At 62.2% G+C, this 26,999-nt stretch carries 32 protein-coding genes; 14 read left to right on the top strand and 18 right to left on the bottom strand.

Annotated features, from left to right (window positions below):
• The first annotated feature begins 8 nt into the window (after positions 1-8).
• Together DM807_RS26470 and rlmF are read left to right on the top strand one after the other, a co-directional pair.
• Entirely contained in the window at positions 9-2,855 is a 2,847-nt protein-coding gene (locus DM807_RS26470) for a valine--tRNA ligase (RefSeq protein WP_012270678.1), read from the top strand.
• Positions 2,856-3,018: 163 nt separating this feature from the next.
• On the top strand, positions 3,019-3,969 hold the full coding sequence (gene rlmF / locus DM807_RS26475) for a 23S rRNA (adenine(1618)-N(6))-methyltransferase RlmF (RefSeq protein WP_012270677.1): 951 nt from the start codon (positions 3,019-3,021) through the stop codon (positions 3,967-3,969).
• A gap of 50 nt (positions 3,970-4,019) precedes the next feature.
• On the opposite strand, the gene DM807_RS26480 is transcribed toward rlmF, so the two are convergent.
• On the bottom strand, positions 4,020-4,301 hold the full coding sequence (locus DM807_RS26480) for an HU family DNA-binding protein (protein ID WP_003255106.1): 282 nt from the start codon (positions 4,299-4,301) through the stop codon (positions 4,020-4,022).
• 370 nt (positions 4,302-4,671) lie between these two features.
• Here DM807_RS26480 and yejK point away from each other — a divergent pair, with 370 nt between their 5' ends.
• Positions 4,672-5,679, top strand: coding sequence for a nucleoid-associated protein YejK (yejK, locus tag DM807_RS26485; protein ID WP_012270676.1), 1,008 nt, complete (start codon positions 4,672-4,674; stop codon positions 5,677-5,679).
• On the opposite strand, the gene DM807_RS26490 is transcribed toward yejK, so the two are convergent.
• The 4 genes from DM807_RS26490 to DM807_RS26505 form a co-directional block, all read right to left on the bottom strand.
• Positions 5,627-5,968: a GIY-YIG nuclease family protein gene (locus DM807_RS26490; RefSeq protein ID WP_179028159.1), complete on the bottom strand. Its 342-nt coding sequence runs from the start codon at positions 5,966-5,968 to the stop codon at positions 5,627-5,629. The genes yejK and DM807_RS26490 overlap by 53 nt on opposite strands.
• Positions 5,961-6,437, bottom strand: coding sequence for a nuclear transport factor 2 family protein (locus DM807_RS26495; RefSeq protein WP_060493433.1), 477 nt, complete (start codon positions 6,435-6,437; stop codon positions 5,961-5,963). Before DM807_RS26495 ends, DM807_RS26490 begins: the two co-directional genes overlap by 8 nt.
• A gap of 71 nt (positions 6,438-6,508) precedes the next feature.
• A complete protein-coding gene (locus DM807_RS26500) occupies positions 6,509-7,789 on the bottom strand; it encodes a CynX/NimT family MFS transporter (protein WP_012270673.1) in 1,281 nt (426 codons plus the stop codon).
• Positions 7,790-7,802: 13 nt separating this feature from the next.
• Positions 7,803-8,453 (bottom strand): FadR/GntR family transcriptional regulator, encoded by a 651-nt coding sequence (locus DM807_RS26505; protein ID WP_012270672.1) that lies wholly within the window; start codon positions 8,451-8,453, stop codon positions 7,803-7,805.
• 138 nt (positions 8,454-8,591) lie between these two features.
• Here DM807_RS26505 and DM807_RS26510 point away from each other — a divergent pair, with 138 nt between their 5' ends.
• Complete coding sequence (locus DM807_RS26510) at positions 8,592-9,842, top strand: alkaline phosphatase family protein (protein WP_069942220.1); 1,251 nt, start codon at positions 8,592-8,594, stop codon at positions 9,840-9,842.
• On the opposite strand, the gene hisC is transcribed toward DM807_RS26510, so the two are convergent.
• The 10 genes from hisC to DM807_RS26560 form a co-directional block, all read right to left on the bottom strand.
• Positions 9,790-10,836 (bottom strand): histidinol-phosphate transaminase, encoded by a 1,047-nt coding sequence (gene hisC / locus DM807_RS26515; protein WP_060493436.1) that lies wholly within the window; start codon positions 10,834-10,836, stop codon positions 9,790-9,792. The two genes, DM807_RS26510 and hisC, sit on opposite strands and share 53 nt — an antisense overlap.
• Before the next feature lie 2 nt (positions 10,837-10,838).
• Positions 10,839-12,164, bottom strand: coding sequence for a histidinol dehydrogenase (hisD, locus tag DM807_RS26520; protein ID WP_012270669.1), 1,326 nt, complete (start codon positions 12,162-12,164; stop codon positions 10,839-10,841).
• 126 nt (positions 12,165-12,290) lie between these two features.
• Positions 12,291-12,926: an ATP phosphoribosyltransferase gene (gene hisG, locus DM807_RS26525; RefSeq protein WP_012270668.1), complete on the bottom strand. Its 636-nt coding sequence runs from the start codon at positions 12,924-12,926 to the stop codon at positions 12,291-12,293.
• 92 nt (positions 12,927-13,018) lie between these two features.
• Complete coding sequence (murA, locus tag DM807_RS26530) at positions 13,019-14,284, bottom strand: UDP-N-acetylglucosamine 1-carboxyvinyltransferase (protein ID WP_012270667.1); 1,266 nt, start codon at positions 14,282-14,284, stop codon at positions 13,019-13,021.
• Positions 14,285-14,307: 23 nt separating this feature from the next.
• Positions 14,308-14,547 (bottom strand): BolA family protein, encoded by a 240-nt coding sequence (locus DM807_RS26535; protein ID WP_003255121.1) that lies wholly within the window; start codon positions 14,545-14,547, stop codon positions 14,308-14,310.
• Between the two features lie 117 nt (positions 14,548-14,664).
• Positions 14,665-14,967 (bottom strand): STAS domain-containing protein, encoded by a 303-nt coding sequence (locus DM807_RS26540; protein WP_012270666.1) that lies wholly within the window; start codon positions 14,965-14,967, stop codon positions 14,665-14,667.
• The gene (locus DM807_RS26545) at positions 14,964-15,611 is read right to left on the bottom strand and encodes an MlaC/ttg2D family ABC transporter substrate-binding protein (protein ID WP_012270665.1); all 648 of its coding nucleotides are present in this window, start codon (positions 15,609-15,611) and stop codon (positions 14,964-14,966) included. Before DM807_RS26545 ends, DM807_RS26540 begins: the two co-directional genes overlap by 4 nt.
• 9 nt (positions 15,612-15,620) lie before the next feature.
• Positions 15,621-16,106, bottom strand: coding sequence for an outer membrane lipid asymmetry maintenance protein MlaD (mlaD, locus tag DM807_RS26550; RefSeq protein WP_012270664.1), 486 nt, complete (start codon positions 16,104-16,106; stop codon positions 15,621-15,623).
• Positions 16,106-16,903 carry a lipid asymmetry maintenance ABC transporter permease subunit MlaE gene (gene mlaE / locus DM807_RS26555; protein WP_012270663.1) on the bottom strand — a complete coding sequence of 266 codons (798 nt, stop codon included), beginning with the start codon at positions 16,901-16,903 and terminating at the stop codon, positions 16,106-16,108. The genes mlaD and mlaE overlap by 1 nt, the downstream gene beginning before the upstream one ends.
• Complete coding sequence (locus DM807_RS26560) at positions 16,903-17,712, bottom strand: ATP-binding cassette domain-containing protein (protein ID WP_012270662.1); 810 nt, start codon at positions 17,710-17,712, stop codon at positions 16,903-16,905. Before DM807_RS26560 ends, mlaE begins: the two co-directional genes overlap by 1 nt.
• Positions 17,713-17,960: 248 nt before the next feature.
• Here DM807_RS26560 and DM807_RS26565 point away from each other — a divergent pair, with 248 nt between their 5' ends.
• The 10 genes from DM807_RS26565 (at position 17,961) to DM807_RS26610 (ending at position 24,973) form a co-directional block, all read left to right on the top strand.
• Positions 17,961-18,935, top strand: a complete 975-nt coding sequence (locus tag DM807_RS26565) for a KpsF/GutQ family sugar-phosphate isomerase (protein WP_012270661.1) — start codon at positions 17,961-17,963, stop codon at positions 18,933-18,935.
• A 12-nt stretch (positions 18,936-18,947) separates the two neighbouring features.
• On the top strand, positions 18,948-19,472 hold the full coding sequence (locus DM807_RS26570; RefSeq protein ID WP_012270660.1) for a KdsC family phosphatase: 525 nt from the start codon (positions 18,948-18,950) through the stop codon (positions 19,470-19,472).
• An 8-nt stretch (positions 19,473-19,480) separates the two neighbouring features.
• Positions 19,481-20,053, top strand: coding sequence for an LPS export ABC transporter periplasmic protein LptC (gene lptC, locus DM807_RS26575; RefSeq protein WP_012270659.1), 573 nt, complete (start codon positions 19,481-19,483; stop codon positions 20,051-20,053).
• Complete coding sequence (gene lptA, locus DM807_RS26580) at positions 20,040-20,564, top strand: lipopolysaccharide transport periplasmic protein LptA (protein WP_012270658.1); 525 nt, start codon at positions 20,040-20,042, stop codon at positions 20,562-20,564. Before lptC ends, lptA begins: the two co-directional genes overlap by 14 nt.
• Positions 20,565-21,290, top strand: coding sequence for an LPS export ABC transporter ATP-binding protein (gene lptB, locus DM807_RS26585; protein WP_012270657.1), 726 nt, complete (start codon positions 20,565-20,567; stop codon positions 21,288-21,290). It abuts the gene before it with no gap.
• A 175-nt stretch (positions 21,291-21,465) separates the two neighbouring features.
• Positions 21,466-22,959, top strand: coding sequence for an RNA polymerase factor sigma-54 (locus DM807_RS26590; RefSeq protein WP_041166385.1), 1,494 nt, complete (start codon positions 21,466-21,468; stop codon positions 22,957-22,959).
• 79 nt (positions 22,960-23,038) lie between these two features.
• Positions 23,039-23,347: a ribosome hibernation-promoting factor, HPF/YfiA family gene (gene hpf, locus DM807_RS26595; RefSeq protein ID WP_003255135.1), complete on the top strand. Its 309-nt coding sequence runs from the start codon at positions 23,039-23,041 to the stop codon at positions 23,345-23,347.
• A gap of 12 nt (positions 23,348-23,359) precedes the next feature.
• Positions 23,360-23,824, top strand: a complete 465-nt coding sequence (gene ptsN, locus DM807_RS26600) for a PTS IIA-like nitrogen regulatory protein PtsN (protein WP_069942221.1) — start codon at positions 23,360-23,362, stop codon at positions 23,822-23,824.
• A 2-nt stretch (positions 23,825-23,826) separates the two neighbouring features.
• A complete protein-coding gene (gene rapZ / locus DM807_RS26605; protein WP_012270654.1) occupies positions 23,827-24,681 on the top strand; it encodes an RNase adapter RapZ in 855 nt (284 codons plus the stop codon).
• A gap of 19 nt (positions 24,682-24,700) precedes the next feature.
• On the top strand, positions 24,701-24,973 hold the full coding sequence (locus tag DM807_RS26610; RefSeq protein WP_010952144.1) for an HPr family phosphocarrier protein: 273 nt from the start codon (positions 24,701-24,703) through the stop codon (positions 24,971-24,973).
• 45 nt (positions 24,974-25,018) lie between these two features.
• On the opposite strand, the gene DM807_RS26615 is transcribed toward DM807_RS26610, so the two are convergent.
• From DM807_RS26615 to DM807_RS26625, 3 genes are read right to left on the bottom strand one after another with little or no spacing between them, the layout of a single operon-like run.
• Positions 25,019-25,912 (bottom strand): ZIP family metal transporter, encoded by an 894-nt coding sequence (locus tag DM807_RS26615; RefSeq protein WP_012270653.1) that lies wholly within the window; start codon positions 25,910-25,912, stop codon positions 25,019-25,021.
• 11 nt (positions 25,913-25,923) lie between these two features.
• A complete protein-coding gene (locus DM807_RS26620) occupies positions 25,924-26,535 on the bottom strand; it encodes a superoxide dismutase (RefSeq protein ID WP_012270652.1) in 612 nt (203 codons plus the stop codon).
• Between the two features lies 1 nt (position 26,536).
• Complete coding sequence (locus DM807_RS26625; protein ID WP_012270651.1) at positions 26,537-26,998, bottom strand: hypothetical protein; 462 nt, start codon at positions 26,996-26,998, stop codon at positions 26,537-26,539.
• Between the last annotated feature and the right edge of the window lies 1 nt (position 26,999).

A 26,999-nucleotide genomic window follows, 5' to 3' on the forward strand; every position in this document is an offset into this window, starting at 1 on the left:
CGCCGCGCATGGATAAGACCTACCAGCCGCACGCTATTGAAACTTCCTGGTACAACACCTGGGAGTCCGAGAACTATTTCGCCCCGCAAGGTGCAGGCGAGTCCTACACCATCATGATCCCGCCGCCGAACGTCACCGGCAGCCTGCACATGGGCCACGGGTTCAACAACGCGATCATGGACGCCCTGATCCGTTTCCGTCGCATGCAAGGCCGCGACACCCTGTGGCAGCCAGGCACCGACCACGCCGGTATCGCCACGCAGATGCTGGTCGAGCGCCAGCTCGAAGCCAAAGGCCAGAACCGTCATGACCTGGGCCGCGAAAAGTTCCTGGAAAAGGTCTGGGAGTGGAAGGATCAGTCCGGTGGCAACATCAGCCGCCAGATCCGTCGCCTGGGCTCGTCGGTAGACTGGAGCCGCGAGCGCTTCACCATGGACGACGGCCTCTCCGAAGCCGTTAAAGAAGCGTTCGTGCGCCTGCATGAAGACGGCCTTATCTACCGCGGCAAGCGCCTGGTCAACTGGGACACCAAGCTGCACACGGCCATCTCCGACCTCGAAGTGGAAAACCACGACGAGAAAGGCCACCTGTGGAACCTGCGCTACCCGCTGGCCGACGGCGCCAAGACCGCCGAAGGCCAGGATTACCTGGTCGTTGCCACCACGCGTCCAGAAACCCTGCTGGGTGACGCCGCCGTGGCCGTCAACCCGAACGACGAACGTTACCAGGCACTGATCGGCAAGTTCGTTGAACTGCCACTGGTCGGTCGCCGCATTCCGATCATCGCCGACGACTACTGCGACCCAGAATTCGGTACCGGTTGCGTGAAGATCACCCCGGCCCACGACTTCAACGACTACGAAGTCGGCAAGCGCCACAACCTGCCGCTGCTGAACATCTTCGACAAGAACGCCTTCGTGCTGGCCAGCGCCCAGGCCTTCAACCTCGACGGCAGCGTCAACGAGCAGGTCGACACCCGACTGCCGGCCCAGTACGCCAACCTCGACCGCTTTGTCGCGCGCAAGCAGATCGTCGCCGACCTGGACGCCCAGGGCCTGCTGGTCAGCATCGACGACCACGCGCTGAAAGTGCCGAAAGGCGACCGCTCCGGCACTGTCATCGAGCCGTGGCTGACCGACCAGTGGTACGTTTCCACCAAGCCGCTGGCAGAACCCGCCATCGCCGCCGTGGAAGATGGCCGCATCCAGTTCGTGCCCAAGCAGTACGAGAACATGTACTTCTCCTGGATGCGCGATATCCAGGACTGGTGCATCAGCCGCCAGCTGTGGTGGGGCCACCGCATTCCGGCGTGGTACGACGAGGCCGGCCAGGTCTATGTCGGCCGCGACGAGGCTGAAGTGCGCACCAAGCATAACCTGGGCGCCGACGTGGTCCTGCGCCAGGACGACGACGTGCTCGACACCTGGTTCAGCTCGGGCCTGTGGACCTTCTCCACCCTGGGCTGGCCGGAACAGACCGAATTCCTCAAGAAGTTCCACTCCACCGACGTGTTGGTGACTGGCTTCGACATCATCTTCTTCTGGGTTGCGCGCATGATCATGCTGACCATGCACCTGATCAAGAACGAAGACGGCACCCCGCAGGTACCGTTCAAGACCGTGTACGTGCACGGCCTGGTACGTGACGGCCAGGGCCAGAAGATGTCCAAGTCCAAAGGCAACGTCCTGGACCCGCTGGACATCGTCGACGGCATCACCCTCGATGCCCTGCTGGAAAAACGCACCAGCGGCATGATGCAGCCCAAGCTTGCCGAAAAAATCGCCAAGCAGACCAAGGCCGAGTTCCCTGAAGGTATCGCCAGCTACGGCACCGACGCCCTGCGCTTCACCTTCTGCTCGCTGGCCTCCACTGGCCGCGACATCAAGTTCGACATGGGCCGCGTCGAAGGCTACCGCAACTTCTGCAACAAGATCTGGAACGCTGCCCGCTACGTGCTGGACAAGGGCGAAGACTGCGGTCAGAACGGCGAAGCCTACGAACTGTCGCTGGCCGACCGCTGGATCATCTCGCAACTGCAGCGCACCGAAGCCGAAGTGACCCGCCAGCTGGAGCAGTTCCGCTTCGACCTGGCCAGCCAGGCGTTGTACGAGTTCATCTGGAACCAGTACTGCGACTGGTACCTGGAGCTGTCCAAGCCGGTACTGTGGGACGAAAACGCCCCGGTCGAGCGCGCCCGTGGCACCCGCCGCACCCTGGTGCGCGTGCTGGAAGTAGCGCTGCGCCTGGCGCACCCGTTCATGCCGTTCATCACCGAAGAAATCTGGCAGCGCATCGCGCCGCTGGCTGGCATCGATGGCAAGACCATCATGCTGCAGCCGTGGCCAGTGGCCAATGAAGCGCGCATCGACGCCGCTGCAGAAGGCGACATCGAGTGGCTGAAAGAGCTGATGGTCGGCCTGCGCAACATCCGCGCCGAGATGAACATCGGCCCCGGCAAGCCGCTGCCGCTGTTCCTGAAGAACGCCAACGCCGACGACCAGCGCCGCCTGCAGGAAAACGAAGCGCTGCTGAAGAAGCTGGCCAAGGTCGAGTCGTTCACCGTCCTCGGCGATGCCGACGAAGCGCCGCTGTCGGCCACCGCACTGGTGGGCGATCTGCAGGTGCTGGTGCCGATGGCAGGCCTGATCGACAAAGACGCCGAGTTGGCTCGCCTGAACAAGGAAATCCAGCGTCTGCAAGGTGAAGTCCAGCGCGTGGGCGGCAAGCTGTCCAACGCCGCCTTCGTCGACAAGGCGCCGCCTGCGGTGATCGAGAAGGAGCGCGCCAAGCTGGCCGAGTCCGAGCAGGCCCTGGCCAACTTCACCGAGCAACATGCGCGGATTGCAGCGCTGTAACAATCTGATAGACCGCAGGGGCCGCGTTGCGGCCCTTTCGCGACACAAGGCCGCTCCTACAGGGACGGCGCCGGTTTGAAGGGCGCCGCTATCCTGTAGGAGCGGCCTTGTGTCGCGAAAGGGCTGCAAAGCAGCCCCACGGCCTGCAACACCGGATCCGACCATGACAGAAAAACCCACCCTGCACCCGCGCAACCGCCACCAGGGCCGCTACGACTTCCCCAGCCTGATCAAGGCCCACCCTGACCTGGCCCGCTTCACCATCACCAACCCCCACGGCAAACCCAGCATCGACTTCGCCAACCCCGAAGCCGTGCGGGTGTTCAACCGCGCCCTGCTCAAGGCCCAATACGGCATCCAGCACTGGGACATCCCCGCCGACTACCTGTGCCCGCCCATTCCAGGTCGCGCCGACTACATCCACGTGGCCGCCGACCTGTTGGCCGACGACAATGCGGGTGAGGTCCCCAAGGGCGCCCAGGTACGTGCGCTGGACATTGGCGTAGGTGCCAATTGCATCTACCCGCTGTTGGGCCACAGTGACTACCGCTGGCGCTTCCTCGGCTCGGACATCGACCCGGTGGCACTGGCCTCGGCCAAGGCCATCGTCCAGGCCAATGGCCTGGGCAAGGCCATCATCCTGCGCCAGCAGGCCAACCGTGCACACATCCTCAGCGGCCTGCTGCAAGAGGGCGAACGCTTCGACCTGACCCTGTGCAACCCGCCCTTCCATGCCTCACGCGACGAAGCCACCCGCGGCAGCCAGCGCAAGTGGAAAAACCTGGGCAAGCAGGACCCCAAGCGCAAACTGCCCGTGCTCAACTTCGGAGGCCAGAACAATGAACTGTGGTGCGAAGGCGGCGAAATCCGCTTTGTCAGCCAACTGGTTGGCGAAAGCGTGCAATATGCCGAGCGGGTGCTGTGGTTCACCAGCCTGGTGTCCAAGGCCAGCAACCTGCCAGGTATCGAGGCGGCGCTGAAAAAGGCGGGCGCCAAGGCCGTGCGCATCATCGAGATGGGCCAAGGGCAGAAACAGAGCCGCATGGTCGCCTGGAGCTTCCATGACGCCGCTGCGCGCCTGGCCTGGCACGCACAGCGTAAATCACAGGCATGAAAAAACCGCGCCCGGGCAAGCCGGGCGCGGTTTCGTCAACGCTTCAACAATTACTTGTTGATGGCGTCGGTCAGCACTTTGGCTGGAACGAACTTGACGACTTTCTTGGCAGCGATTTCGATGGCAGCGCCAGTCGAAGGGTTGCGGCCGGTACGGGCAGGACGCTCGGAGACTTTCAGCTTGCCAATGCCTGGCAGAGTGATTTCAGCGCCGTTTTCCAGTTGGTCGGCAACGATCTGGCCCAGTTGCTCCAGAGCGTTCTTGGCGGTGGCTTTTGGCGCGGCGATCGATTCGGCGATGTCGGCAATCAGTTGGTCTTTGGTCAATGCCATGGTGGTGTTCCTTCCCTATCAAATTCGATGGTTATGCAGCGAACTACGACGTTATCGGGCCAGCCCCTTTTAGTGGAGGGCCGCGCCAATCGCGTATGTAGATACGTAAATCGGCGTTTGGTTCGACACGACGAAAGCACGCTGCCAGCAATGCGCCACACGAGGGGCGCAAGACCGCGCAAAACTACCACAGGAATGGATAAATATCCGCTGCACGCTTCGATTTAATGCAGGTTTTTCGGGGGTTTTAGCTTAATTCGTACAAAATTGAACAAAAAACGAACAACCGACATATCTGCCAACATACGGCCACTGCATCACCTTGCGTGTAGGGTAAACTTGGCGACTTTTGCAGCTCGCCGAGAATTCCATGCCAATTCGTCATTGCATCGTTCACCTGATCGACAAAAAGCCCGATGGCAGCCCCGCCGTGCTGCATGCTCGCGACTCTGAACTGGCGGCCTCCGATGCCATCGAAAACCTGCTGGCCGACCTCAATGACAGCTATAACGCCAAGCAAGGCAAGGCCTGGGGGTTTTTCCACGGCGAATCGGGGGCCTACCCGCTGAGCGGCTGGCTCAAACAGTACCTGGATGAGGAAAAGGACTTCACCGCCTTCAGCCGCGTCGCTGTCGAGCACCTGCAGAAGCTGATGGAAGAGTCCAACCTGTCCACCGGCGGGCACATCCTGTTTGCCCACTACCAGCAAGGCATGACCGAGTACCTGGCAATCGCCCTGCTGCACCACAGCGAAGGCGTGGCGGTGAACGCCGAGCTGGACGTCACCCCGTCACGTCACCTCGACCTTGGCCAGCTGCACCTGGCGGCGCGCATCAACCTGTCGGAGTGGAAGAACAACCAGAACTCCAAGCAGTACATTTCGTTCATCAAGGGCAAGAACGGCAAGAAGGTCTCGGATTACTTCCGCGATTTCATCGGCTGCCAGGAAGGCGTTGATGGCCCGGGCGAAACCCGCACCCTGCTCAAGGCCTTCAGCGACTTTGTCGAAAGCGAAGACCTGCCGGAAGAATCCGCCCGCGAAAAGACCCAGACCCTGGTCGAGTACGCCACCACCCAGACCAAGCTGGGCGAACCGGTGACGCTGGAGGAACTGTCCAGCCTGATCGACGAGGACCGGCCCAAAGCGTTCTACGACCATATCCGCAACAAGGACTACGGCCTGTCGCCGGAAATCCCCGCGGACAAACGCACACTGAACCAGTTCCGCCGCTTCACCGGGCGCGCCGAAGGCCTGTCGATCAGCTTCGAGGCGCACTTGCTGGGTGACAAGGTTGAATATGACGAAGCTGCGGGCACCCTGATCATCAAGGGGCTGCCGACGACGTTGGTCGATCAGCTGAAGCGCCGCAAGGACTGATTCCCCCAACGCCTTTGAAGGAGGCCACCAGTGCCTCCTTCGCCGACTTGCGCAGCCGCTTCACCAACCGTTCCTGGCGCAACGCTTCGCCTTTATCCGGCCACTGCTCCACATACACCAGCGCCTGGGCCGGGCTGGTCTTGAAGTAGCGGGCGCCCTGCCCCCTCTGATGTGCCACGAAGCGCCGCTGCGGATCATCGCTGATGCCGCAATATAACGAGCCATTGGCCGCCCGTACCAGGTAGACAAACCAGGGTTTACCAACCACAGGTTCGACGACTTCACTCACCTTGGGCCTGCTGGAAGGCGCGCAAACCCTTGAATGCCTGCAGGCGGACCTTGTTCTGCAACAGCGGCGACCAACCCAGCAACATGCCGGGCACCCCAAGCGCCTGCCGCGACCAGCGCCACAGGTCGAACGTGTCGTCATGCTGGCAGATCAGCCCATCGCGAATGACAAAGCGCGCCTGGATGTCATTGACCACGACGCGGCCGGTCTGGCTGAACAGGTAGGTTGCCACCCAGTGCGCAGCACCCGTGCGCTCATCAGCACGGACGCTGTCGAACGTCAGGGTGAAGTTTTTGGCGCGGCTGGTGAGCATCCGCCACATATCGCCCGCGTCCTTGCCGCGCAGGGTCCCGAACACCGGGTCGCTGAAAACGATATCGTCGCTGTAGCAGGCCAGCATGGCCTCGGCATCCAGGCGCTGGAAGGCCTGGTAGAAGCGGGTGATCAGGTCGCGGTTGGCGTCGCTCATGGGGGCTGGTCCGTCCTCGGGTCGAAAGCAGCACGATAATCCGCCCCGAAGGCTTATACCAGTGCCGGCACTCAGACCTTCTCGCTTGTCACCTGTACATGCAACGCCCGCCCGGCACCCAGCCCGAACACGATGGCGCCAGTACCCAGCACCGCGAAAATCCACCCCACTGCCGCCCAGCCCCCGGTCATGTCATGCACCAACCCCACCGCAAATGGCCCCATTGACGCCAGGGTGTAACCGACCCCCTGGGCCATGCTCGACAGGTTTGCCGCAACGTGCGCGTCCTTCGAGCGCAGCACGATCAAGGTCAGCGCCAGGGCAAAAGTACCGCCCTGCCCCAGACCAAGCACCACGGCCCAGCCCCACAGCCCGGAGATCGGTGCATACAGGCAACCGAACAACCCCGCCAGGGTGATCAACATGACCACCACGATAGCCAGCCGTTGGTCCTTGCCACGGGTGGCCAACCAAGGTGCTGTGAGCGAGCTGATCAACTGCACGATCACCGAGCCCGACAGCACCAGCCCCGCCTCGGTCGGGCTTAGGCCGCGGCCGATCAGGATCGACGGCAACCAGCCAAAGACGATGTAGGCCAACGACGACTGCAGCCCCATGTACAGGGTCACCTGCCAGGCCAGCGGGTCGCGCCACAGGCCACGCACGCGATAGGCAACCTTGTGCAGGCCATGCCCGTGCCGGGCCTGAGGCAGCCACACCAGCATGGCCAGCAAGGCCGGCAGCCCCCAGAAGCCCAGCCCCAGCGCCCAACTACCGTCGAAATGCTGGGCCAAGGGTACGGTGGCCCCCGCCGCCATGGCCGCGCCCAGGCACAAAGCCATGGTGTACACACCGGTCAGCGTGCCAGCGTGCTGCGGGAAATCGCGCTTGACGATACCCGGCAGCAACACGCCGATAATGCCGATGCTGGCACCCGCCATCAGGCTACCGAGAAACACCCCGGTGACGCCAAATGTGCTTCGCACCCCGATACCCAGCGCCAGGGTAACCAGAATGCCGACGATCACCCGCTCGCTGCCAAAGCGCCGTGCCAGCGCAGGCGCCAGCGGCGCGAACAGGCCCAGGCACAGCACCGGCAAGGTGGTCAGCAAGCCTGCCTGCGAGGCATTGAGCCCCAGGCCCTCGGAGACCTGGCCCAGCACCGGCGCCATGCTCGACAGCGCCGGGCGCAAGTTCAACGCCACCAGCACCAGGCCCAGCAACAAAAACCAGGGCCGCCTCAGCAGCACGGGCTGCTGCTGCACTTGCTCGTCGTCAGCTTCAGCGTCGATCAGCAGCTCATCGAGCTCGCGCTCCTTTGGCGGGGTATTGCGTGTGATTGATTCAGCCATGGCCTTCTCGGAGTCAGGATTCGATGAGGGTACGGCTCAGGCGCTTGGCCCGCTCCGCGTCGCGTTGCTCGATGGCGTCGAGGATCTGCCCATGCAGGTCGAACGTGGCCTGGCAGCGTGGCACGGTCGCCATGTTGCGCTGCAGCGCGGCAGCCACCACCCCGGAAAAGTAACGATACAGCTCGCTTAACGCCGGGTTGTGGGCGGCATCGACCAGCCGTTGGTGAAACACCAGATCACACGTCACATAGGCATCGACATCCCCGTGAAAGTGCCCGGCACTGCCTGCCAGGGCATCACGTAGCGCCTGCAGGTCGGCGTCGGTACGTCGCAAGGCCGCCAGGCCGATAGCCTCGGTTTCGAGGATATGGCGGGTTTCACGGGCCTGCTCGGGGGTGCAGCGCGACATTGCCTGCACCGCCTGCAGCGGGTCCTGGGCCGTGCGCAGGTAGCTGCCATCACCCTGGCGGATTTCTACCAGGCCACTGAAAGCCAGCACGCGCATGGCCTCACGGACGGTGTTACGGCTGATGCCCAGCTGCAGGGCCAGTTCCGGTTCGGTCGGCAGGCGCTGGCCGACCTGCCAGTCGCCCAAAACGATGCGTTCGCGCATACGTTCAACCGCCAGTTCCACCAAGGAACGCTTGGTCAATTCTGTACTCATGCCACTCAACCAATCATCCGATGAATTTGCGCAGCTTACTGGATAGCGGGCAACGCCGTAAACCACCTGTCATTTCTGCCAGTTGTGGGCATAGGCCTTTGTTGCAACGCTCACAACGTACTCTCAAGGTATACGTTGATGCGACGCGTGAACCTGTTGTTACTGCTGCTCCTGGCCCTGCTGCCGGGCTGCGAGCCGGCCCGGCATCCAAGCCAGCCCAAAGCCTTGTTCATTGGCCTTGGCGGCGTGCAATTGCAGCAGTACCTGCAACTGGGCGACGCCACCAACTTGGCGCAACGGCTTTACTACGGCAAGGCCTACGCCGGTGGCATCAATGGCACGGCCAGCGAACAACCGACCTTGAGCGGTCCCGGCTGGGTCACCTTGCTGACCGGCGTGTGGAGCAACAAACATGGCGTTGACTCAAACGCCGACTCACAGCGGGTAAACCCGGCCTTTCCCAGCCTGTTCAAGCGGTTACGCCAGGCTTTCCCCAACGCTTACCTTGCCAGCATCGTCAACTGGCCCCCCATCAACACGGCATTTCTGCTGGAAGACGCGCACGGCGCCGACGTGCGCGAAAGTGGTTTGACGGATGCACAGGTGACCGAACGTACGTTGCAGATCCTCGGCAATACACCTGCCGACTTCACCTTCATTCAACTGGACGAACCTGACCAAGTCGGCCACAACGAGGGTTACGGCCAGCGCTACCTGCAGGCATTGCGCAAGGTGGACATCGAGATCGGGCATTTACTGGACAAGGTGGACCAGCGGCGCCGCATGTTCCCGCAGGAAGACTGGCTGGTTATCGTCAGCACCGACCACGGCCGGGATTATTGGGGAAAAGGCCACGGCAGCGTTTCAGAGCAGGAGAAGAGCATCTTCATCGCCAGCAGCAAGCCGCTGAATCAGGAACTGACCGAACTGAGCATTCCCGCAGAAATGCCTGGCCCCAACAACCTGTATGGGCTACCTGCGCAAACCTCGGTAGCGCCCACGGTGTTGCGCCACATGGGCCTCAAGCTGCAGCCGGAGTGGCTACTGGACGGCACACCTTTGCTGGGCAACACCGGCGTACGCAAGGTGCGGGCCGATGAGAACACAGGGCGGCTGCGCTGGAACAGCAACGCCGATGGCTACCTGACGATCATCAAGAACGGGCAAGTGGTTGCCCAGGTAGCAGCCAGCGACGGGCAATGGACTGATCCGGAGGGCATGGGAAAGCAGAACGATTATGTGCTGGTGCTCGATGGTACACCGGCGGCGGTGCGCAACCGGCCGGCGGCCAAGGCGTTCGTCACCCCAGGCCGCCCCGCGAAGGCTGCGGATACAGTCAGCTCAACGCGTCCAGCAGCGCCTGGTTCATCTCCGGTGTACCGATGGTGATACGCAGGAACTGGGCGATGCGTGGCTGTTTGAAGTGGCGCACGATCACGCCCTGCTCGCGCAGCCGTGCCGCCAGCTCGCCGGCATCCTGCTGCGGGTGGCGGGCGAAGATGAAGTTGGCCGCTGATGGCAACACCTCGAAGCCCTTGGCCTGCAGCTCGCCAACCAGCACTTCGCGGCTTTCGATCACCTTGCGGCAGGTTTGCTCGAAGTACTCGCGATCCTCGAACGCCACCGCCGCGCCGACGATGGCCGCACGGTCCAACGGGTAGGAGTTGAAGCTGTTCTTGATTCGCTCCAGCGCCTCGATCAGGTCGGGGTGCCCAACCGCCAGGCCAACGCGCAAGCCTGCCAGCGAACGCGACTTCGACAGCGTCTGGGTCACCAACAGATTATCGTAGCGGTCCACCAGGCTGATGGCCGTTTCACCACCGAAATCAATGTAGGCCTCATCCACCACCACCACCGAATCACGGTTGGCCAGCAGCAATTGCTCCACCGCTTGCAGCGGCATCAAGCAGCCGGTCGGCGCGTTGGGGTTGGGGAAGATGATGCCTGCATTGGGCTTGTTGTAATCCTCGATGCGGATCTGGAACTGCTCGTCCAGCGCCACCTGTTCGAAGGCGATACCGTACAGGCCACAGTACACCGGGTAGAAGCTGTAGCTGATATCGGGGAACAGCAGCGGTGCATCGTGCTGGAACAGGCCGTGGAAGATGTGCGCCAGCACCTCGTCCGAGCCGTTGCCGACAAACACTTGCGCCGGTGTCACGCCGTAGTACTCGGCCACCGCTTGTTTGAGGCGATCACCGTTCGGGTCCGGGTACAAGCGCAGGTTGTCGTTCAACTCGCCGCGCATGGCCTCCAGCGCCTTGGGCGACGGGCCATAGGGGTTTTCGTTGGTGTTCAGCTTGACCAGGCGGGCCAGCTTGGGTTGCTCGCCCGGCACGTAAGGCACCAGGTCCTTGACGAAGGGGCTCCAGAATCGACTCATGCTCAGTTCCCCTTGTCTTGGGTCAGGATACGGTATTCGGCGCTACGGGCGTGGGCGGTCAGCGACTCGCCACGGGCCAGGACCGAGGCGGTGTGGCCCAATTCGGATGCACCCTGCTCGGAGCAGAAGATGATCGACGAACGCTTCTGGAAGTCATACACCCCCAGCGGCGACGAGAAGCGCGCGGTGCCGGAGGTGGGCAGCACGTGGTTGGGGCCGGCGCAGTAGTCGCCCAGCGCTTCGCTGGTGTGGCGGCCCATGAAGATCGCGCCAGCGTGGCGAATGTGCGGCAGCCAGGCCTGCGGGTCGGCCACCGACAGCTCCAGGTGCTCCGGGGCGATGCGGTTGGCCACATCCATGGCCTGCTGCATGTCACGCACCTGGATCAGCGCGCCACGGCCATTGATCGACTTCTCGATGATCTCGGCACGCTCCATGGTCGGCATCAGCTTGTCGATGCTGGCGGCAACGCGGTCGAGGAAGGCGGCATCCGGGCTAACCAGAATGGCCTGGGCGTCTTCGTCGTGTTCGGCCTGGGAGAACAGGTCCATGGCGATCCAGTCCGGGTCGGTCTGGCCGTCGCAGACCACGAGGATTTCTGACGGGCCGGCGATCATGTCGATGCCTACCTGGCCGAACACGTGGCGCTTGGCGGTGGCAACGTAGATGTTGCCAGGGCCGACGATCTTGTCGACCTGCGGCACGCTTTCGGTACCGTAGGCCAGCGCAGCGACAGCCTGAGCCCCCCCGACGGTGAACACACGGTCGACACCGGCGATGCACGCGGCGGCCAGCACCAGTTCGTTGACCTCACCACGCGGGGTCGGCACTACCATCACCACTTCGGCCACGCCGGCAACCTTGGCCGGGATGGCGTTCATCAGCACCGACGACGGGTACGACGCCTTGCCGCCTGGCACGTACAGGCCAGCACGGTCCAGTGGGGTGACTTTCTGGCCGAGCACGGTGCCGTCGGCTTCGGTGTACTGCCAGGAGTCCTGCTTCTGCCGTTCGTGGTACATGCGCACACGGTTGGCGGCCTTTTCCAGGGCTTCGCGCTGGATAGGGGTAATGCGGGTCAGCGCCAGTTCCAGGCGTTCGCGGTTGAGGATCAGGTCTTCAATCGACTTCGCATCGACACCATCGAAACGCTGGGTGAATTCCACCAGCGCGGCATCGCCACGCTCACGCACGGCCTTGATGATGTCGAGCACGCGCTGGTTGACCGCGTCATCAGACACACTTTCCCAGCTCAGCAGATGATCCAGATGTCGGGCGAAATCCGGATCAGCAGCGTTGAGACGGGCAATTGCAGTGGACACGGTCATGGCGAGGGCCTCGATTATTAGCGAATGCTCAGGCGCCCTAGGCTACCAGTCCATCCGCGCGGGCACCTGAGAAAAATGGCTATGACGCGGATAGACGGGCGCGACAGCGAAGGCCGCGCTCAGGAATCAACCGCGGTGTCGCGATTCGACCGCTTGGCGCAGCGTGTCGATCAAGTTCTGGATGCGGGCGTGCTGCATCTTCATGGAGGCTTTGTTGACCACCAGGCGCGAGCTGATCGTGGCGATCAGTTCCTGGGGCTCCAGGCCGTTGGCACGCAGGGTGTTGCCGGTGTCGACCACGTCGATGATCTTGTCGGCAAGGTTGATCAGCGGTGCCAGTTCCATCGAGCCATACAGCTTGATGATGTCGACCTGGCGGCCTTGTTCGGCGTAGTAGCGCTTGGCTACGTTGACGAACTTGGTGGCCACACGCAGGCGGCCCTTGGGCTCGGGTGCGCCGACCACGCCAGCGGTCATCAGCTTGCACTGGGCAATCTGCAGGTCCAGGGGCTCGTACAGGCCCTGGCCGCCGTACTCCATCAGCACGTCCTTGCCGGCCACACCCAGGTCGGCAGCACCATGCTCGACATAGGTCGGCACATCGGTGGCACGCACGATCAGCAGGCGCACGTCGTCCTGCGTGGTGGGGATGATCAGTTTGCGGCTCTTGTCCGGGTTCTCGGTCGGCACGATACCGGCCTCGGCCAGCAACGGCAGGGTATCGTCGAGAATACGGCCTTTGGAAAGCGCGATGGTCAACATTGGAACGTCGGTCCTTAAGCGGCTGCTGCCGGCCAGGTCATCGACCTGGCCGCATTCAATTCGAAAGGTGCGTCCTTGCACCAGCGGGCTGTTTAGCCCGGTACGCGGCGGATTTTTGCGCCGAGCATCTGCAGTTTCTCTTCGATACACTCGTAACCACGGTCGATGTGGTAGATGCGATCGATCAACGTATCGCCTTCGGCAACCAGCGCCGACAATACCAGGCTGGCGGAAGCTCGCAGGTCGGTGGCCATGACCGGCGCGCCTTTCAGCGCCTTGACGCCGGTGACGATGGCAGTGTTGCCTTCGACCTGGATCTGCGCGCCCATGCGGTGCATTTCGTAAACGTGCATGAAGCGGTTTTCGAAGATGGTCTCGATCACCGCGCCAGTGCCTTCGGCAATGGCGTTCAGCGAGATGAACTGCGCCTGCATGTCGGTCGGGAACGCCGGGTACGGGGCCGTACGCAGGTTGACGGCTTTGGGCCGCTTGCCATGCATGTCCAGCTCGATCCAGTCTTCACCAGTGTTGATGTCAGCGCCGGCTTCCTTGAGTTTTTCCAGTACGGCTTCAAGGATGGTCGGGTCGGTGTCCTTGACCTTGACGCGGCCACCGGTCACGGCGGCGGCGACCAGGTAGGTACCGGTTTCGATACGGTCTGGCATCACACGGTAGTTGGCCGAGTGCAGGCGCTCGACGCCATCGATGGTGATGGTATCGGTGCCAGCGCCCTGGACGTTGCCGCCCATGGCGTTGATGAAGTTGGCCAGGTCAACCACTTCAGGCTCGCGCGCGGCGTTCTGCAGCACGCTGCGGCCCTTGGCCAGGGCTGCGGCCATCATGATGTTCTCGGTACCGGTCACGCTCACGGTGTCGAAGAAGAAGTGCGCGCCACGCAGGCCACCTTCAGGTGCCTTGGCCTTGATGTAGCCGCCTTCTACTTCGATCTTCGCACCCATGGCCTCAAGGCCGCGGATGTGCAGGTCGACCGGGCGCGAACCAATGGCGCAGCCGCCAGGCAAGGCCACTTCGGCTTCGCCGAATCGGGCAACCATCGGGCCCAGCACCAGGATCGAGGCGCGCATGGTCTTGACCAGTTCGTAAGGCGCAACCAGGGTCTTGATGGTACGTGGGTCGATCTCCACCGACAGCTTTTCGTCGATCACAGGCTCGATGCCCATGCGCCCGAACAGCTCGATCATGGTGGTGATGTCGTGCAGGTGTGGCAGGTTGCCCACGGTGACCGGGCCATCGGCCAGCAGGGTCGCCGCCAGAATCGGCAGGGCTGCGTTTTTCGCGCCCGAAATGCGGATCTCGCCGTCAAGACGAGCGCCGCCAGTAATAATCAGTTTGTCCATTGGAATCTCGCCGCCAAGTTGGCTCAGGTGCGCTCAGCCCAGGCTGCGCTGCTGAAAAATTTCATGGTTACCGCATGGATGCTGCCATTGGCGATCCACGGATTCAGGTGAGCATAGATCGCCTGCTGGCGTTTGACCGGGCTCAGGCCAGCCAACTCGTCGCTGATCACGTTCAACTGGAAGTTGCAGCCTTCGCCTTCAACTTCGACCCGGGAACCCGGCAATTTCTCTTCAAGGAAGCTTTTAACTTCTACGGCCTGCATGCTCAACCTCAATCGGCGCCCGATGCGCACGGGTCGGCCATCATACAAAAAAGCCCCTCGCCTGCGAAGCCCAACGAAGGCTTCGCTGACCGAGGGGCCATCATCCGCGCCGGGCCATCAGGTTGCCAGCACTTCATCAAGGTCATAGACCCCGGCAATTTCCCGCATGTCGTCGGGCATGCCACGTACCTCGCACGCCTTGCCGGTGGCCTGCGCGTCGCGAATGTACGCAAGCAATAGCGACAAGCCGACACTCGACGACTTCTCGACAGCCGAGCAATCAAGCACCAGACGTGGCTCGCGAGAACCGTCGATCAGCGCCTTGCCCTGCTTGCGCAAGGCCGGGCCGCTGCGGTAGTCCAGCACACCCGCCAGGCGCAGTACGCCCGGCTCGGCCATGCTCACACCGGCCTCACTCATTGGACGGTCTTCTCTGGCGAGTTGTCGGCCGCCTGCTTGGCCTTGGCCACTTCGCCGGCCCAGCCATCGATGGTCTTGTCCAGGTCGTTGCCGTTGCGCTGCATGGCATCGGCGAACTGATCGCGGAACAGTTTGCCAATATTGATGCCATTGACGATCACGTTACGCACCTTCCACTCACCGCCGATGTTTTCCAGGGTGTACTGCACCGGGTACACGGCACCGTTGTTGCCGGTCACCTTCATGCCGACACTGGCGCGCTTGCCGTCATCGGCCTTGGCCGGATCGACAACGATACCCTGGTTGTTGTATTCGAGCAGGGCATTGCCATAGAACTGCATCAGGCTGCGCTTGAAGTTTTCCTGGAAGCGCTGCATCTGCTCCGGGGTAGCCTTGCGCGAGTACTTGACGGTCATGATGCTGCGGGAAATACCGTCTGCGTCCACCACCGGCCCAAGAATGCGGTTCAGCGATTCATAGAAGGCGTTGGGGTTGGACTTGTACTGCTCCTTGTTGGCCTTGAGGTCGCCGAGCAGTTCATTGGTGGTGCCCTGGACCACATCGTGCGGTGTCTGCGCAGCCATGGTCAGCAAGGGGAAGGCCGCCAGCAGGACCAGCAAGCCACGTCGCAGGATCGAAATCATGGAAACTCCTTAATTAGCCGGTTGCGCTTCTTTCGGTTCCTTGCCAACAGAGTTGAGCAGGAACTTGCCAATCAGATCTTCCAGCACCAGTGCCGACTGGGTGTCATGGATGGTCGCGCCCTCCTTGAGCACCTGGTCTTCACCGCCCACGCTGATGCCGATGTACTTCTCGCCAAGCAGACCTGCGGTCAGGATCGAGGCAGTGGAGTCGGTCGGCAGGTTGTCCACCGACTTGTCCAGTTGCAGCGTCACCCGACCGGTGTAGGAATCACGGTCCAGATCGATGGCGGTGACCTTGCCGATGGTCACACCGGCCATTGTCACTTTAGCTCTGACCGTCAAACCGGCGATATTGTCGAAGTAGGCATAAACTTTATAGGTATCGCTGCTCGGGCTGGCCGACAGCCCGCTGACTCGCAGGGCCAGCAGCAGCAGCGCCAGGATCCCGGCCAGGAGGAACAGGCCGACACCGATTTCCAGGGTGCGGTTTTGCATCAGAAATCTCCAAACATCAAGGCGGTCAGAATAAAGTCCAGACCCAGCACTGCCAACGAGGCATAGACCACGGTCTTGGTGGTGGCACGGCTGATCCCTTCTGAGGTGGGCTCACAGTCGTACCCCTGGAAAACGGCGATCCAGGTTGTGACGAAAGCGAACACCAGGCTCTTGACCAGCCCGTTGAGCACGTCGTCAGTGAATGAAACACTGTTCTGCATGTTGGCCCAGAACGAGCCCTCGTAGACGCCCAGCCAGTCCACCGCCACCCACGAGCCACCCCAGATACCGACCACGCTGAAGATCAGCGCCAGCAGCGGCAGCGAGATGAAACCGGCCCACAAACGTGGCGCAACGATGTACTTGAGCGGGTCGACGCCAATCATTTCCAGGCTCGACAACTGCTCGGTGGACTTCATGTTGCCGATTTCGGCGGTCAACGCGGAACCGGCACGGCCCGCGAACAGCAGCGCCGTCACCACCGGGCCAAGCTCACGCAGCAGGGTCAGGGCAACCATTTGCCCTACCGCCTGTTCCGAGCCGTATTTGGTCAGGATGCTGTAACCCTGCAGCGCCAGCACCATGCCGATGAATACCCCGGACACGACAACGATCGCCAGCGACAGCACACCCACCGAGTACAGCTGCTTGGTCAGCAGTTGGAAGCCGCCGCCAATGCCGCCGCGACCGACCAGCGCATGGAACAGGAACAGGCACGAACGCCCGAGCACGGCCAGCACGTCGATTGCCGAACGGCCCAGCAGACGGACACGTTCGAGTAAGGATTTTCTGCGCATCAACGCGCCCCCAGCAGGTCGGCGCGGTAGTCAGGCGCGGGAAAGTGGAAGGGTACCGGGCCGTCCGGGTCGCCTTTCATGAATTGGCGAATCCGTGGGTTGTCCGAGCCCATCAGCTCATCAGGCGTGCCCTGGCCCAGCACCTGACCATCACCTACCACGTAGATGTAATCGGCAATGCTGGCGGTTTCTGCCAGGTCATGGGAAACCACGATGCTGGTGATGCCCAGGGCGTCGTTGAGCAGGCGGATCAGGCGCACAAGTACCCCCATGGCGATCGGGTCCTGGCCGACGAACGGTTCGTCGTACATGAGGATCTGCGGGTCCAGGGCAATCGCCCGAGCCAGCGCCACTCGGCGCTTCATGCCACCGGACAGCTCGTCGGGCATCAGGTCGATGGCGCCGCGCAGGCCCACGGCCTGCAGCTTCATCAACACGATGTCACGGATCATTTCATCCGACAGCTGGGTATGCACGCGCAGCGGGAACGCGACGTTCTCGAACACGTCGAGGTCGGTGAACAGCGCGCCGCTCTGGAACAGCACACCCATCTGCTTGCGGGCGTCGAACAGGTCGCTGCGCGACAGCGTCGGCAGGTTCTGGCCGGCCACCCATACCTCACCGCTGGAAGGGCGCAGCTGCGCGCCCATCAGGCGGAGCAACGTGGTCTTGCCGCAACCCGATGGTCCCATGATGCCGGTGACCTTGCCGCGCGGGATGCGGATGTCGACGTTGCTGAAAATGCTGCGCGAACCGCGTTTGAAGGTAACCCCCTTCAACTCGACCGCGTAGGCGCTATCCACACTCATCTAGACTCCTTGCTAGTGCAGCCTCGTCCTAATGGACGCCGGCCTCCATCAGGAAGGCACACGCACCCCTGGCAGGCCGAATAGCGGCGAACTATAGCACCGCTGACAGCGCCGCCCCAAGGCCAGGCAAGCAGTCGTTCAGCCCCGAGACAGGCTTTGATGACATTCGCTACAGCAATCGAAGGGGTGAGGGTTTTCTTCATTGCGCGTATAATCGCGGCCTTTTCATCAGGCACTGCTTTTTCGACATGAGCCAATCCAGCGAGCTGATCCAATCCGCCCAACGCACCCTGCGCCTGGAACTCGAGGCCGTAGAGGCCCTGCTGGCGCGCATCGACGACAATTTCGTCAAGGCCTGCGAACTCATCCTGGCCAGCAAGGGCCGGGTTGTCGTGGTCGGCATGGGCAAGTCCGGGCACATCGGCAACAAGATCGCCGCAACCCTCGCCAGCACCGGCACCCCGGCGTTTTTCGTACATCCGGCCGAAGCCAGCCATGGCGACATGGGCATGATCACCCGCGATGATGTCATCCTTGCCCTGTCGAATTCCGGCAGCACTGCCGAAATCGTCACCCTGCTGCCGCTGATCAAACGCCTGGGCATCAAACTTATCAGCCTGACCGGCAACCCGGACTCGCCGCTGGCCCAGGCCGCCGAGGTCAACCTCGACGCCCGTGTCGAGCAAGAAGCCTGCCCGCTCAACCTGGCGCCCACCTCCTCCACCACGGCATCGCTGGTACTGGGTGACGCGCTGGCCATCGCCCTGCTCGAGGCCCGCGGCTTCACCGCCGAGGACTTCGCCTTCTCGCACCCAGGCGGTGCGCTGGGCCGCCGCCTGCTGCTGAAGGTCGAGAACGTCATGCACAGCGGCGATGAGCTGCCTCAGGTACCTCGCGGCACCCTGCTCAAGGATGCGCTGCTTGAAATGTCCCGCAAAGGTTTGGGCATGACCGTGATCGTCGAGCCCGATGGCAAGCTGGCCGGGATCTTCACCGACGGCGACCTGCGCCGCAGCCTGGACCGCAACATCGATGTGCACACCACCCTGATCGACCAGGTCATGACCGTTCATGGCAAAACCGCGCGGGCCGAAATGCTCGCCGCCGAAGCCCTGAAGATCATGGAAGACCACAAGATCGGCGCCCTGGTGGTGGTGGACCGCGAGGACCGCCCGACCGGCGCCCTGAACATGCACGACCTGCTGCGCGCCGGCGTAATGTAAAGGAGCGATGGAATGAACCAGGACCTCATGCAACGCGGCAAGAGCATCAAGCTCGCGGTATTCGACGTGGACGGCGTGCTCACCGACGGGCGCCTGTACTTCCTCGAGGACGGCAGCGAATTCAAGACCTTCAACACGCTCGATGGCCAGGGCATCAAGATGCTCATGGCCTCGGGGGTGACCACCGCCATCATCAGCGGGCGCAAGACCCCGGTGGTCGAGCGTCGCGCCAAGAACCTCGGTATCCCGCACCTGTATCAGGGGCGCGAGGATAAATTGGTGGTGCTTGACGGCCTGCTCGCCGAACTGGGCCTAAGCTATGATCAAGTGGCCTACCTGGGGGATGACCTGCCCGACCTGCCGGTGATTCGCCGGGTGGCACTGGGCATGGCTGTAGCCAACGCCGCACCGTTCGTACGCCAGCACGCTCATGGCGTGACCCAGGCACGCGGTGGCGAAGGCGCGGCCCGTGAATTCTGCGAACTGATCATGCAGGCCCAGGGCACCCTGGACGCTGCCAACGCCAACTACCTGTAAGGCTGCCCATGTTCAGCAAGAAAGCCCGAAACATTGTGCTGCTCGGGGCGATCGCCGCCCTGCTGGTAGCCATTGGCTACTGGAATGTCAGCCCGGAAAGCTTCCTCGACAAGCCGGTGGCCCAAGTCGACGAAAGCGCCATCGACTATTACGCGATCAACGCCCACAGCGTGCAGTTCCTGCCCGACGGCAAGCTGCAGTACGAAATGACCGCCGACAAGGTCGAGCACCTCAAGGCCAGCGAAATTACCCTGCTGACCACGCCGGACCTGCACATGTACCGCGGCACCGAATACCCGTGGCACGTGCAAAGCACCCGCGCCGAGGTCAACCCGGACGGTACCGAGGTCGAGCTGATCGACAAGGTACGGGTTGCCCGCACCGACGAAAAGCAGCGTGAAACCATCATTACCAGCTCACGCATGACCGTGTTCCCGCAGAAGCAATATGCGCAGACCGAGCAAGCCGTTAGAATCGACGGCGCCGGTGGCACAACTACGGGCAAAGGAATGAAAGCGTATTTGAAAGAAGGCAAGATGGACTTGCTCTCTAACGTAAGAGGACAGTATGAGGCTCGTTAAAACCCTCCCCCTTTTGCTCAGCCTGAGCGCAGCACTGGGAAGCGCGAGCGCCCTCGCCCTGCCGAATGACCGTGACCAGCCTATCCGCATCCAGGCCGATAACGCCCACCTGGATGACAAGCAAGGCGTGGCCACTTACACCGGCGACGTGATCATCACCCAGGGTTCGATGATGATCAAAGGCAACACCGTGACCATCACCCGTTCCGCCTCCGGCGATATCGACGTGGTGACCTCGGTGGGCAACCTGGCCTACTTCGAGCAGCAGCAGAGCGCCGCCAAGCCGGACAAGATGAAGGGCTGGGGCGTGACCATCCAGTACCAGTCGCAGAAGGACCTGGTGATCCTCACCGACCGCGCCAAGGTCGAGAACGAAGGCAACACCACCGAAGGCGAGAAGATCGTCTACAACACCCAGACCCAGGTGGCGACCGCCGGTCGCGGTGGCAACGTGACTACACCGCGTCAGCGTATCGACATGGTGATCCAGCCCAAGAAGAAGGCCGAGTAAATGGCAACCCTCAAAGCCCAGCACCTGGCCAAGAGCTACAAGGGCCGGCAGGTGGTACGTGATGTCAGCCTGTCGATCGACAGCGGCCAGATCGTCGGCCTGCTCGGCCCTAACGGCGCCGGCAAGACCACCTGCTTCTACATGATCGTCGGGCTGGTCCAGGCCGAACAGGGCCGGGTACTGATCGACAACCTCGATGTCAGCCATCAGCCCATGCATGGCCGTGCGCGCGCCGGTATCGGCTACCTGCCGCAGGAAGCTTCGATCTTCCGCAAGCTGTCGGTGGCCGACAACATCATGGCCATCCTCGAAACCCGCAAGGACCTGGACCGCGAAGGCCGCCGCAAGGAGCTGGAAAGCCTGCTGCAGGAGTTCCACATCAGCCACATCCGCGACAACCTCGGCATGAGCCTGTCCGGCGGTGAACGCCGCCGCGTCGAAATTGCCCGCGCCCTGGCGACCGCACCCAAGTTCATCCTGCTGGACGAACCGTTCGCAGGTGTCGACCCGATCTCGGTCGGCGACATCAAGCAGATCATCCACCACCTCAAGGCCAAAGGTATCGGTGTACTGATCACCGACCACAACGTGCGTGAGACCCTGGATATCTGCGAAACCGCCTACATCGTCAACGATGGCCGGTTGATTGCCGAAGGCGACGCCGAAACCATCCTTGCCAACGATCTGGTCAAAGAGGTTTACCTGGGCCACGAGTTCCGCCTCTGACCCGAGGCGCGCCTGGAGTACCGGCAAATAGCCCCAAAACTGCGGGTAAAGTTGTTACGGTACTCTAGGCAAACGCTACAATTTAAGGCATAAAACTTGCTTGATCTGGCGCCTCGGCGCCCTCGTGTAGTGGATGGCGCATGCGCGCCGGCGAACAAGGTATTAAGCCCCAGCCATGAAACCATCGCTCGTCCTAAAAATGGGCCAGCAACTGACGATGACACCGCAGTTGCAACAGGCCATCCGTCTGCTCCAGCTTTCCACCCTGGACCTCCAACAGGAAATCCAGGAAGCGCTGGAGTCGAACCCGATGCTCGAACGTCAGGAAGACGGCGACGACTTCGACAACAGCGACCCGATGGCGGACAACGCCGAAAACAAGCCGGCCGCCGAAGCCCAGGACAATAGCTTCCAGGAAAGCACTGTCAGTGCCGACAGCCTGGAGGACGGTGAGTGGAGCGAGCGCATCCCCAACGAGCTTCCGGTCGATACCGCCTGGGAAGACATCTACCAGACCAGCGCCAGCAGCCTGCCGAGCAACGATGACGACGAGTGGGACTTCACCACCCGCACATCGGCCGGCGAGAGCCTGCAAAGCCACCTGCTGTGGCAGCTGAACCTGGCGCCGATGTCCGATACCGACCGCCTGATCGCCGTAACCCTGATCGACAGCATCAACGGCCAGGGGTATCTGGAAGACACCCTCGAGGAAATCTGCGCAGGTTTCGACCCTGAGCTGGATATCGAGCTGGACGAAGTCGAAGCGGTACTGCACCGCATCCAGCAGTTCGAGCCAGCTGGCGTGGGCGCACGTAACCTGGGCGAATGCCTGCTGCTGCAACTGCGCCAGCTGCCCGCCAGCACCCCGTGGATGACCGAAGCCAAGCGCCTGGTCACCGATTTCATCGACCTGCTCGGCAGCCGCGACTACAGCCAGTTGATGCGGCGCATGAAAATCAAGGAAGACGAGCTGCGCCAGGTCATCGAGCTGGTGCAAAGCCTCAACCCGCGCCCCGGTTCGCAGATCGAATCCAGCGAGCCCGAGTACGTAGTGCCTGACGTCATCGTGCGCAAGGACAGCGAGCGCTGGCTGGTGGAGCTGAACCAGGAAGCCATCCCACGCCTGCGCGTCAACCCACAGTACGCGGGCTTCGTACGCCGTGCCGACACCAGCGCCGACAACACCTTCATGCGCAACCAGCTGCAAGAAGCGCGCTGGTTCATCAAGAGCCTGCAAAGCCGCAATGAAACACTGATGAAGGTTGCCACGCAGATCGTCGAGCACCAGCGCGGCTTCCTTGACCACGGCGATGAAGCAATGAAGCCGTTGGTGTTGCACGACATCGCCGAAGCGGTGGGCATGCACGAGTCGACCATTTCGCGGGTTACCACGCAAAAGTACATGCACACACCGCGTGGCATCTACGAACTGAAATACTTTTTCTCCAGCCACGTCAGCACCTCCGAAGGCGGAGAATGCTCGTCCACGGCGATCCGCGCGATCATCAAAAAACTGGTTGCAGCGGAAAATCAGAAAAAGCCATTGAGTGACAGCAAGATCGCTGGTTTACTGGAGGCACAAGGCATCCAGGTAGCCCGTCGCACCGTCGCCAAGTACCGCGAGTCCCTCGGCATCGCACCGTCGAGCGAGCGCAAGCGACTGATGTAGCCCCTGAGATGTGCCACAGCGTTTGTGGGGCAGGTGCAAGACCTGCTTCTTTATGCACGGGCAACAAAGGAGAAGCTGTATGCAAGTCAATATCAGTGGACAGCATGTAGAAGTCACCCAGCCACTTCGCGATTATGTGCTTGAAAAGCTCGCTCGCGTGGAAAGTCACTTCGACAAGATCACCAACGTGCAGGTCATCATGAAAGTCGAGAAGCTGCAGCAGAAGGTCGAAGCGACCCTGCAGATTCCCGGCGGCGAAGTGGTAGCCAACGCCGAACACGAAGATATGTATGCAGCGATCGACGCCTTGGCCGACAAGCTCGACCGCCAACTGAAAAAACACAAGGAAAAACAGCAAAGCCTGCTGCAAGGTGCAGCTGCCCGCTGATCCCCCTCATCCATGATCCGACTTGAAACCATCCTGACCCCCGGCCGTTCCCTTGTGAACGTGCCGGGCGGCAGCAAGAAGCGCGCCCTGGAAAAGGTCGCCACCGTCATCGCCGAACAAGTGCCAGAACTGGAGATGCAAGACGTCTTCGAAAAACTGGTCGCCCGGGAAAAACTCGGTTCTACCGGTTTCGGCAATGGCATCGCCATTCCGCACTGCCGGCTTGAAGGATGTTCCGCTCCTGTCAGCGCCCTGCTGCACCTTGAAGCACCTATCGATTACGACGCCATCGATGGCGCGCCGGTGGACCTGATGTTCGTCCTCCTGGTGCCCGAAGCCGCTACCGATGCGCATCTGGAACTGCTGCGTCAGATCGCCAGCATGCTCGATCGCAAGGAGGTCCGTGATCGCCTGCGTGCGGCCACCAGCAGTGAGGCCCTGTTCCAGGTTGTCCTGGACGTACAGAACGAGCACTGAACATGCGCCTGATCATTGTCAGCGGCCGGTCCGGCTCCGGCAAGAGCACTGCCCTCGATGTCCTGGAAGACAACGGTTTCTACTGCATCGACAACCTGCCGGCCGGGCTGCTGCCGCAGCTGGCGGAAGACGCACTGATCAACACCGAACTGCTGCAACCGAAGGTTGCCGTGTCGATCGACGCACGCAACCTGCCCAGCCACCTGACGCGCTTCCCCGAATTGCTCGAAGAAGCCCGCGCGCGGAACATCCAGTGCGACGTGCTGTTTCTGGATGCCGACGAAGATATGCTGCTCAAGCGTTTCTCGGAAACCCGCCGCCGCCACCCGCTGACCAACGCCAACCGCTCGCTCGCGGAAGCAATCCGCGTGGAAAGCGATTTGCTGGGGCCGATCGCCGACCTGGCCGACCTGAAAATCGACACCACCAACCTGAACCTGTATCAGCTGCGTGACTCGATCAAGCTGCGCCTGCTCAACCAACCCGAGCCTGGCACTGCGTTCCTGGTCGAGTCGTTCGGCTTCAAGCGCGGCATGCCGGTCGACGCCGACCTGGTGTTCGATGTGCGCTGCCTGCCCAACCCCTACTGGAAGCCCGAGCTGCGAGAGCACTCGGGCCTCGACCAGCCAGTGATCGACTACCTGGCTGCCCAGCCGGATGTCGAAGACATGTACAACGACATTTCGGGCTATCTGCTCAAGTGGTTGCCCCGCTTCGCCGCCAGCAACCGCGCTTATGTCACCATTGCCATCGGCTGCACCGGCGGCCATCACCGTTCGGTGTACATCACCGAGCGCCTTGGCCAACACCTGCAGCAAACCCTGAAAAACGTCCAGGTCCGCCACCGCGACCTCTAGCCCAAGGATCCGCCCCACGATGCCCGCCCGCGAAATCACCATCATCAACAAGTTGGGCCTGCATGCCCGGGCGGCAGCCAAGTTCGTCGGCGTGGCCGGCCGCTTCCCCTGCCAGGTACGGGTTGGACGTGCGCCGGACAAGCTGGTGGATGGCAAGAGCATCATGGCGGTGATGATGCTGGCAGCGGGCAAAGGCACCCAGGTGCACCTGCATACCGAGGGTGAGCAAGACAGCGATGCCATGGACGCGCTGGTCGAACTGATCAACAACTTCTTCGACGAAGGCGAATAAAGCCGGCACGCTCCTTGTTGGAGCGCGCGCCAACCTGATGATGAATCAGGACATCGCGGTATCCATCACCATCATCAGACAGAAGCCGATACACAACCCCAGGCTAGCCAGCCGATGGTGGCCATTGCTGCGCGACTCCGGGATGATTTCCTGGGTGACCACTAGCAGCATCGCCCCCGCCGCACAGGCCAAACCCAGCGGCAGCAGGAGTTCGGCAACATTCACCAGCCAGGCACAGATCACTGCGGCCACCGGTTCGACCAGCCCTGACGCAGCGCCTATCAGGAAGGCTTTGAAACGCGGCATGCCCGCCCCGGCCAGCACCAGCGCAATCACCAGCCCCTCAGGCACATCCTGCAACGCAATGCCCATGGCCAGGCTGTCGGCGTCGGCCATGCCGCCACCGGCCGACACTCCAATCGCCATGCCTTCAGGGATGTTGTGCGCAATGATGGCAATGACAAACAGCCAGATACGTGCAGCAATCACCGGCTGATTGTCGGTGCCAACCAGCGCTTCTGGCGAGGCGCCAGACACCTTGAGGTCGACCAGAAACAGGCACAGCGCACCGAACAACAAGCCGAAGCTGATCAGGCCACCCGCGCCCCAAGGGCTGAACCCGATGGACTGGGCGGCATCCAACCCCGGAATGATCAGGGAAAACGCGGTGGCTGCCAGCATCACACCGGCGCCGAAACCCAGCAGCGTGTCGGCCAGCGCCACTGGCATGTTGCGAATGACCAGTACCGGTACTGCGCCCAGTGCAGTGCCCAGTGCACATAACGCACCGCCCTCCAGGGCGCGCAGCATGCGCGGTTCCAGGTCCAGCCAGGCGAGGCCACGCGCTACCAGCAGCGCGGTGCCAGCCAGCAACAGCAAGGTCCCAAGCGCCAGGCGGAACAGGCGCACACTGCTGACAGACATCACCTCAGAGCGCATACCGGTTCGACTCACTTCAGGGCTTCGAGGTAACGGCGCTCCACTTGCGCCCAGTCAATGACGTTGTAGAAGGCGCCGATGTATTCCGGACGACGGTTCTGGTACTTGAGGTAATACGCGTGCTCCCACACGTCCAGGCCGAGGATTGGCGTATTGCCGTGCATCAACGGGCTGTCTTGGTTGCCACTGCTCTCTACCACCAGGGTTTTCTGCGGTGTCACGCTTAGCCAGGCCCAGCCGCTGCCGAAGCGCGTCAGCGCAGCCTTGGTGAAAGCCTCCTTGAAAGCCTCGAAGCCGCCCAGTTGCGCGGTGACAGCTTGCGCCAGCTGGCCCACAGGCTCACCGCCACCCTGTGGCGACATGACGGTCCAGAACAGGCTGTGGTTGGCGTGGCCGCCGCCGTGGTTTGTAACTGCGCCACGCAGGTTTTCCGGAAGTTGCTTGACGGCGCCAACCAGCTTCTCAACCGGCCATTCGGCCCACTCGGTGCCTTCGATAGCGGCGTTGAGACCATTCACGTAGGTCTGATGATGCTTGGTGTGGTGGATTTCCATGGTCTGGGCGTCGATGTGCGGCTCCAGCGCGTCATAGGCGTATGGCAATGCAGGCAGGGTATGTGGCATGTCAGTGAATTCCGTAGGCATGGGTTCTGGGTGCCAGGTCCCGCTGGGCAGCGAGCTCGCTGGCCCCGGCGCTGTGGCGACTTAGCAGGCGCTCGGTACGCGGGTACTGGCCGTACTCGGCGATGAAACTCAGCAGTTCGGTGTAGGTGCGCCCGCTGTGGCGCAAGGCCGCATCACGCAGCGCCTGCGGCAGGCGCGTCTCCTGGCTGGCCTGCAGCAGCCGCTGGTGAGCGGCACACAAGTAGTCGGCGCTTTCCTGCGGCTGGTTCAGGCGCAGGTGCAGGTCGGCCAGGTTATGGTGGGCGATGACGAAAGCGGCCACCGCTTCGTCGACGTCATGCCAGCGCTCGAACAGCACCTGGGCCAGCGCCAGGGCTTGCAGGTAGTGTTCCCGGGCGTCGACCAGCTCGCCTTGATCGAACAGGCGGTTGGCGGTTTCCGTGGTGCGTTTCCAGTGCTGCATG

The organism is Pseudomonas hunanensis (assembly GCF_013393325.1).
Classification (GTDB): domain Bacteria; phylum Pseudomonadota; class Gammaproteobacteria; order Pseudomonadales; family Pseudomonadaceae; genus Aquipseudomonas; species Aquipseudomonas putida_P.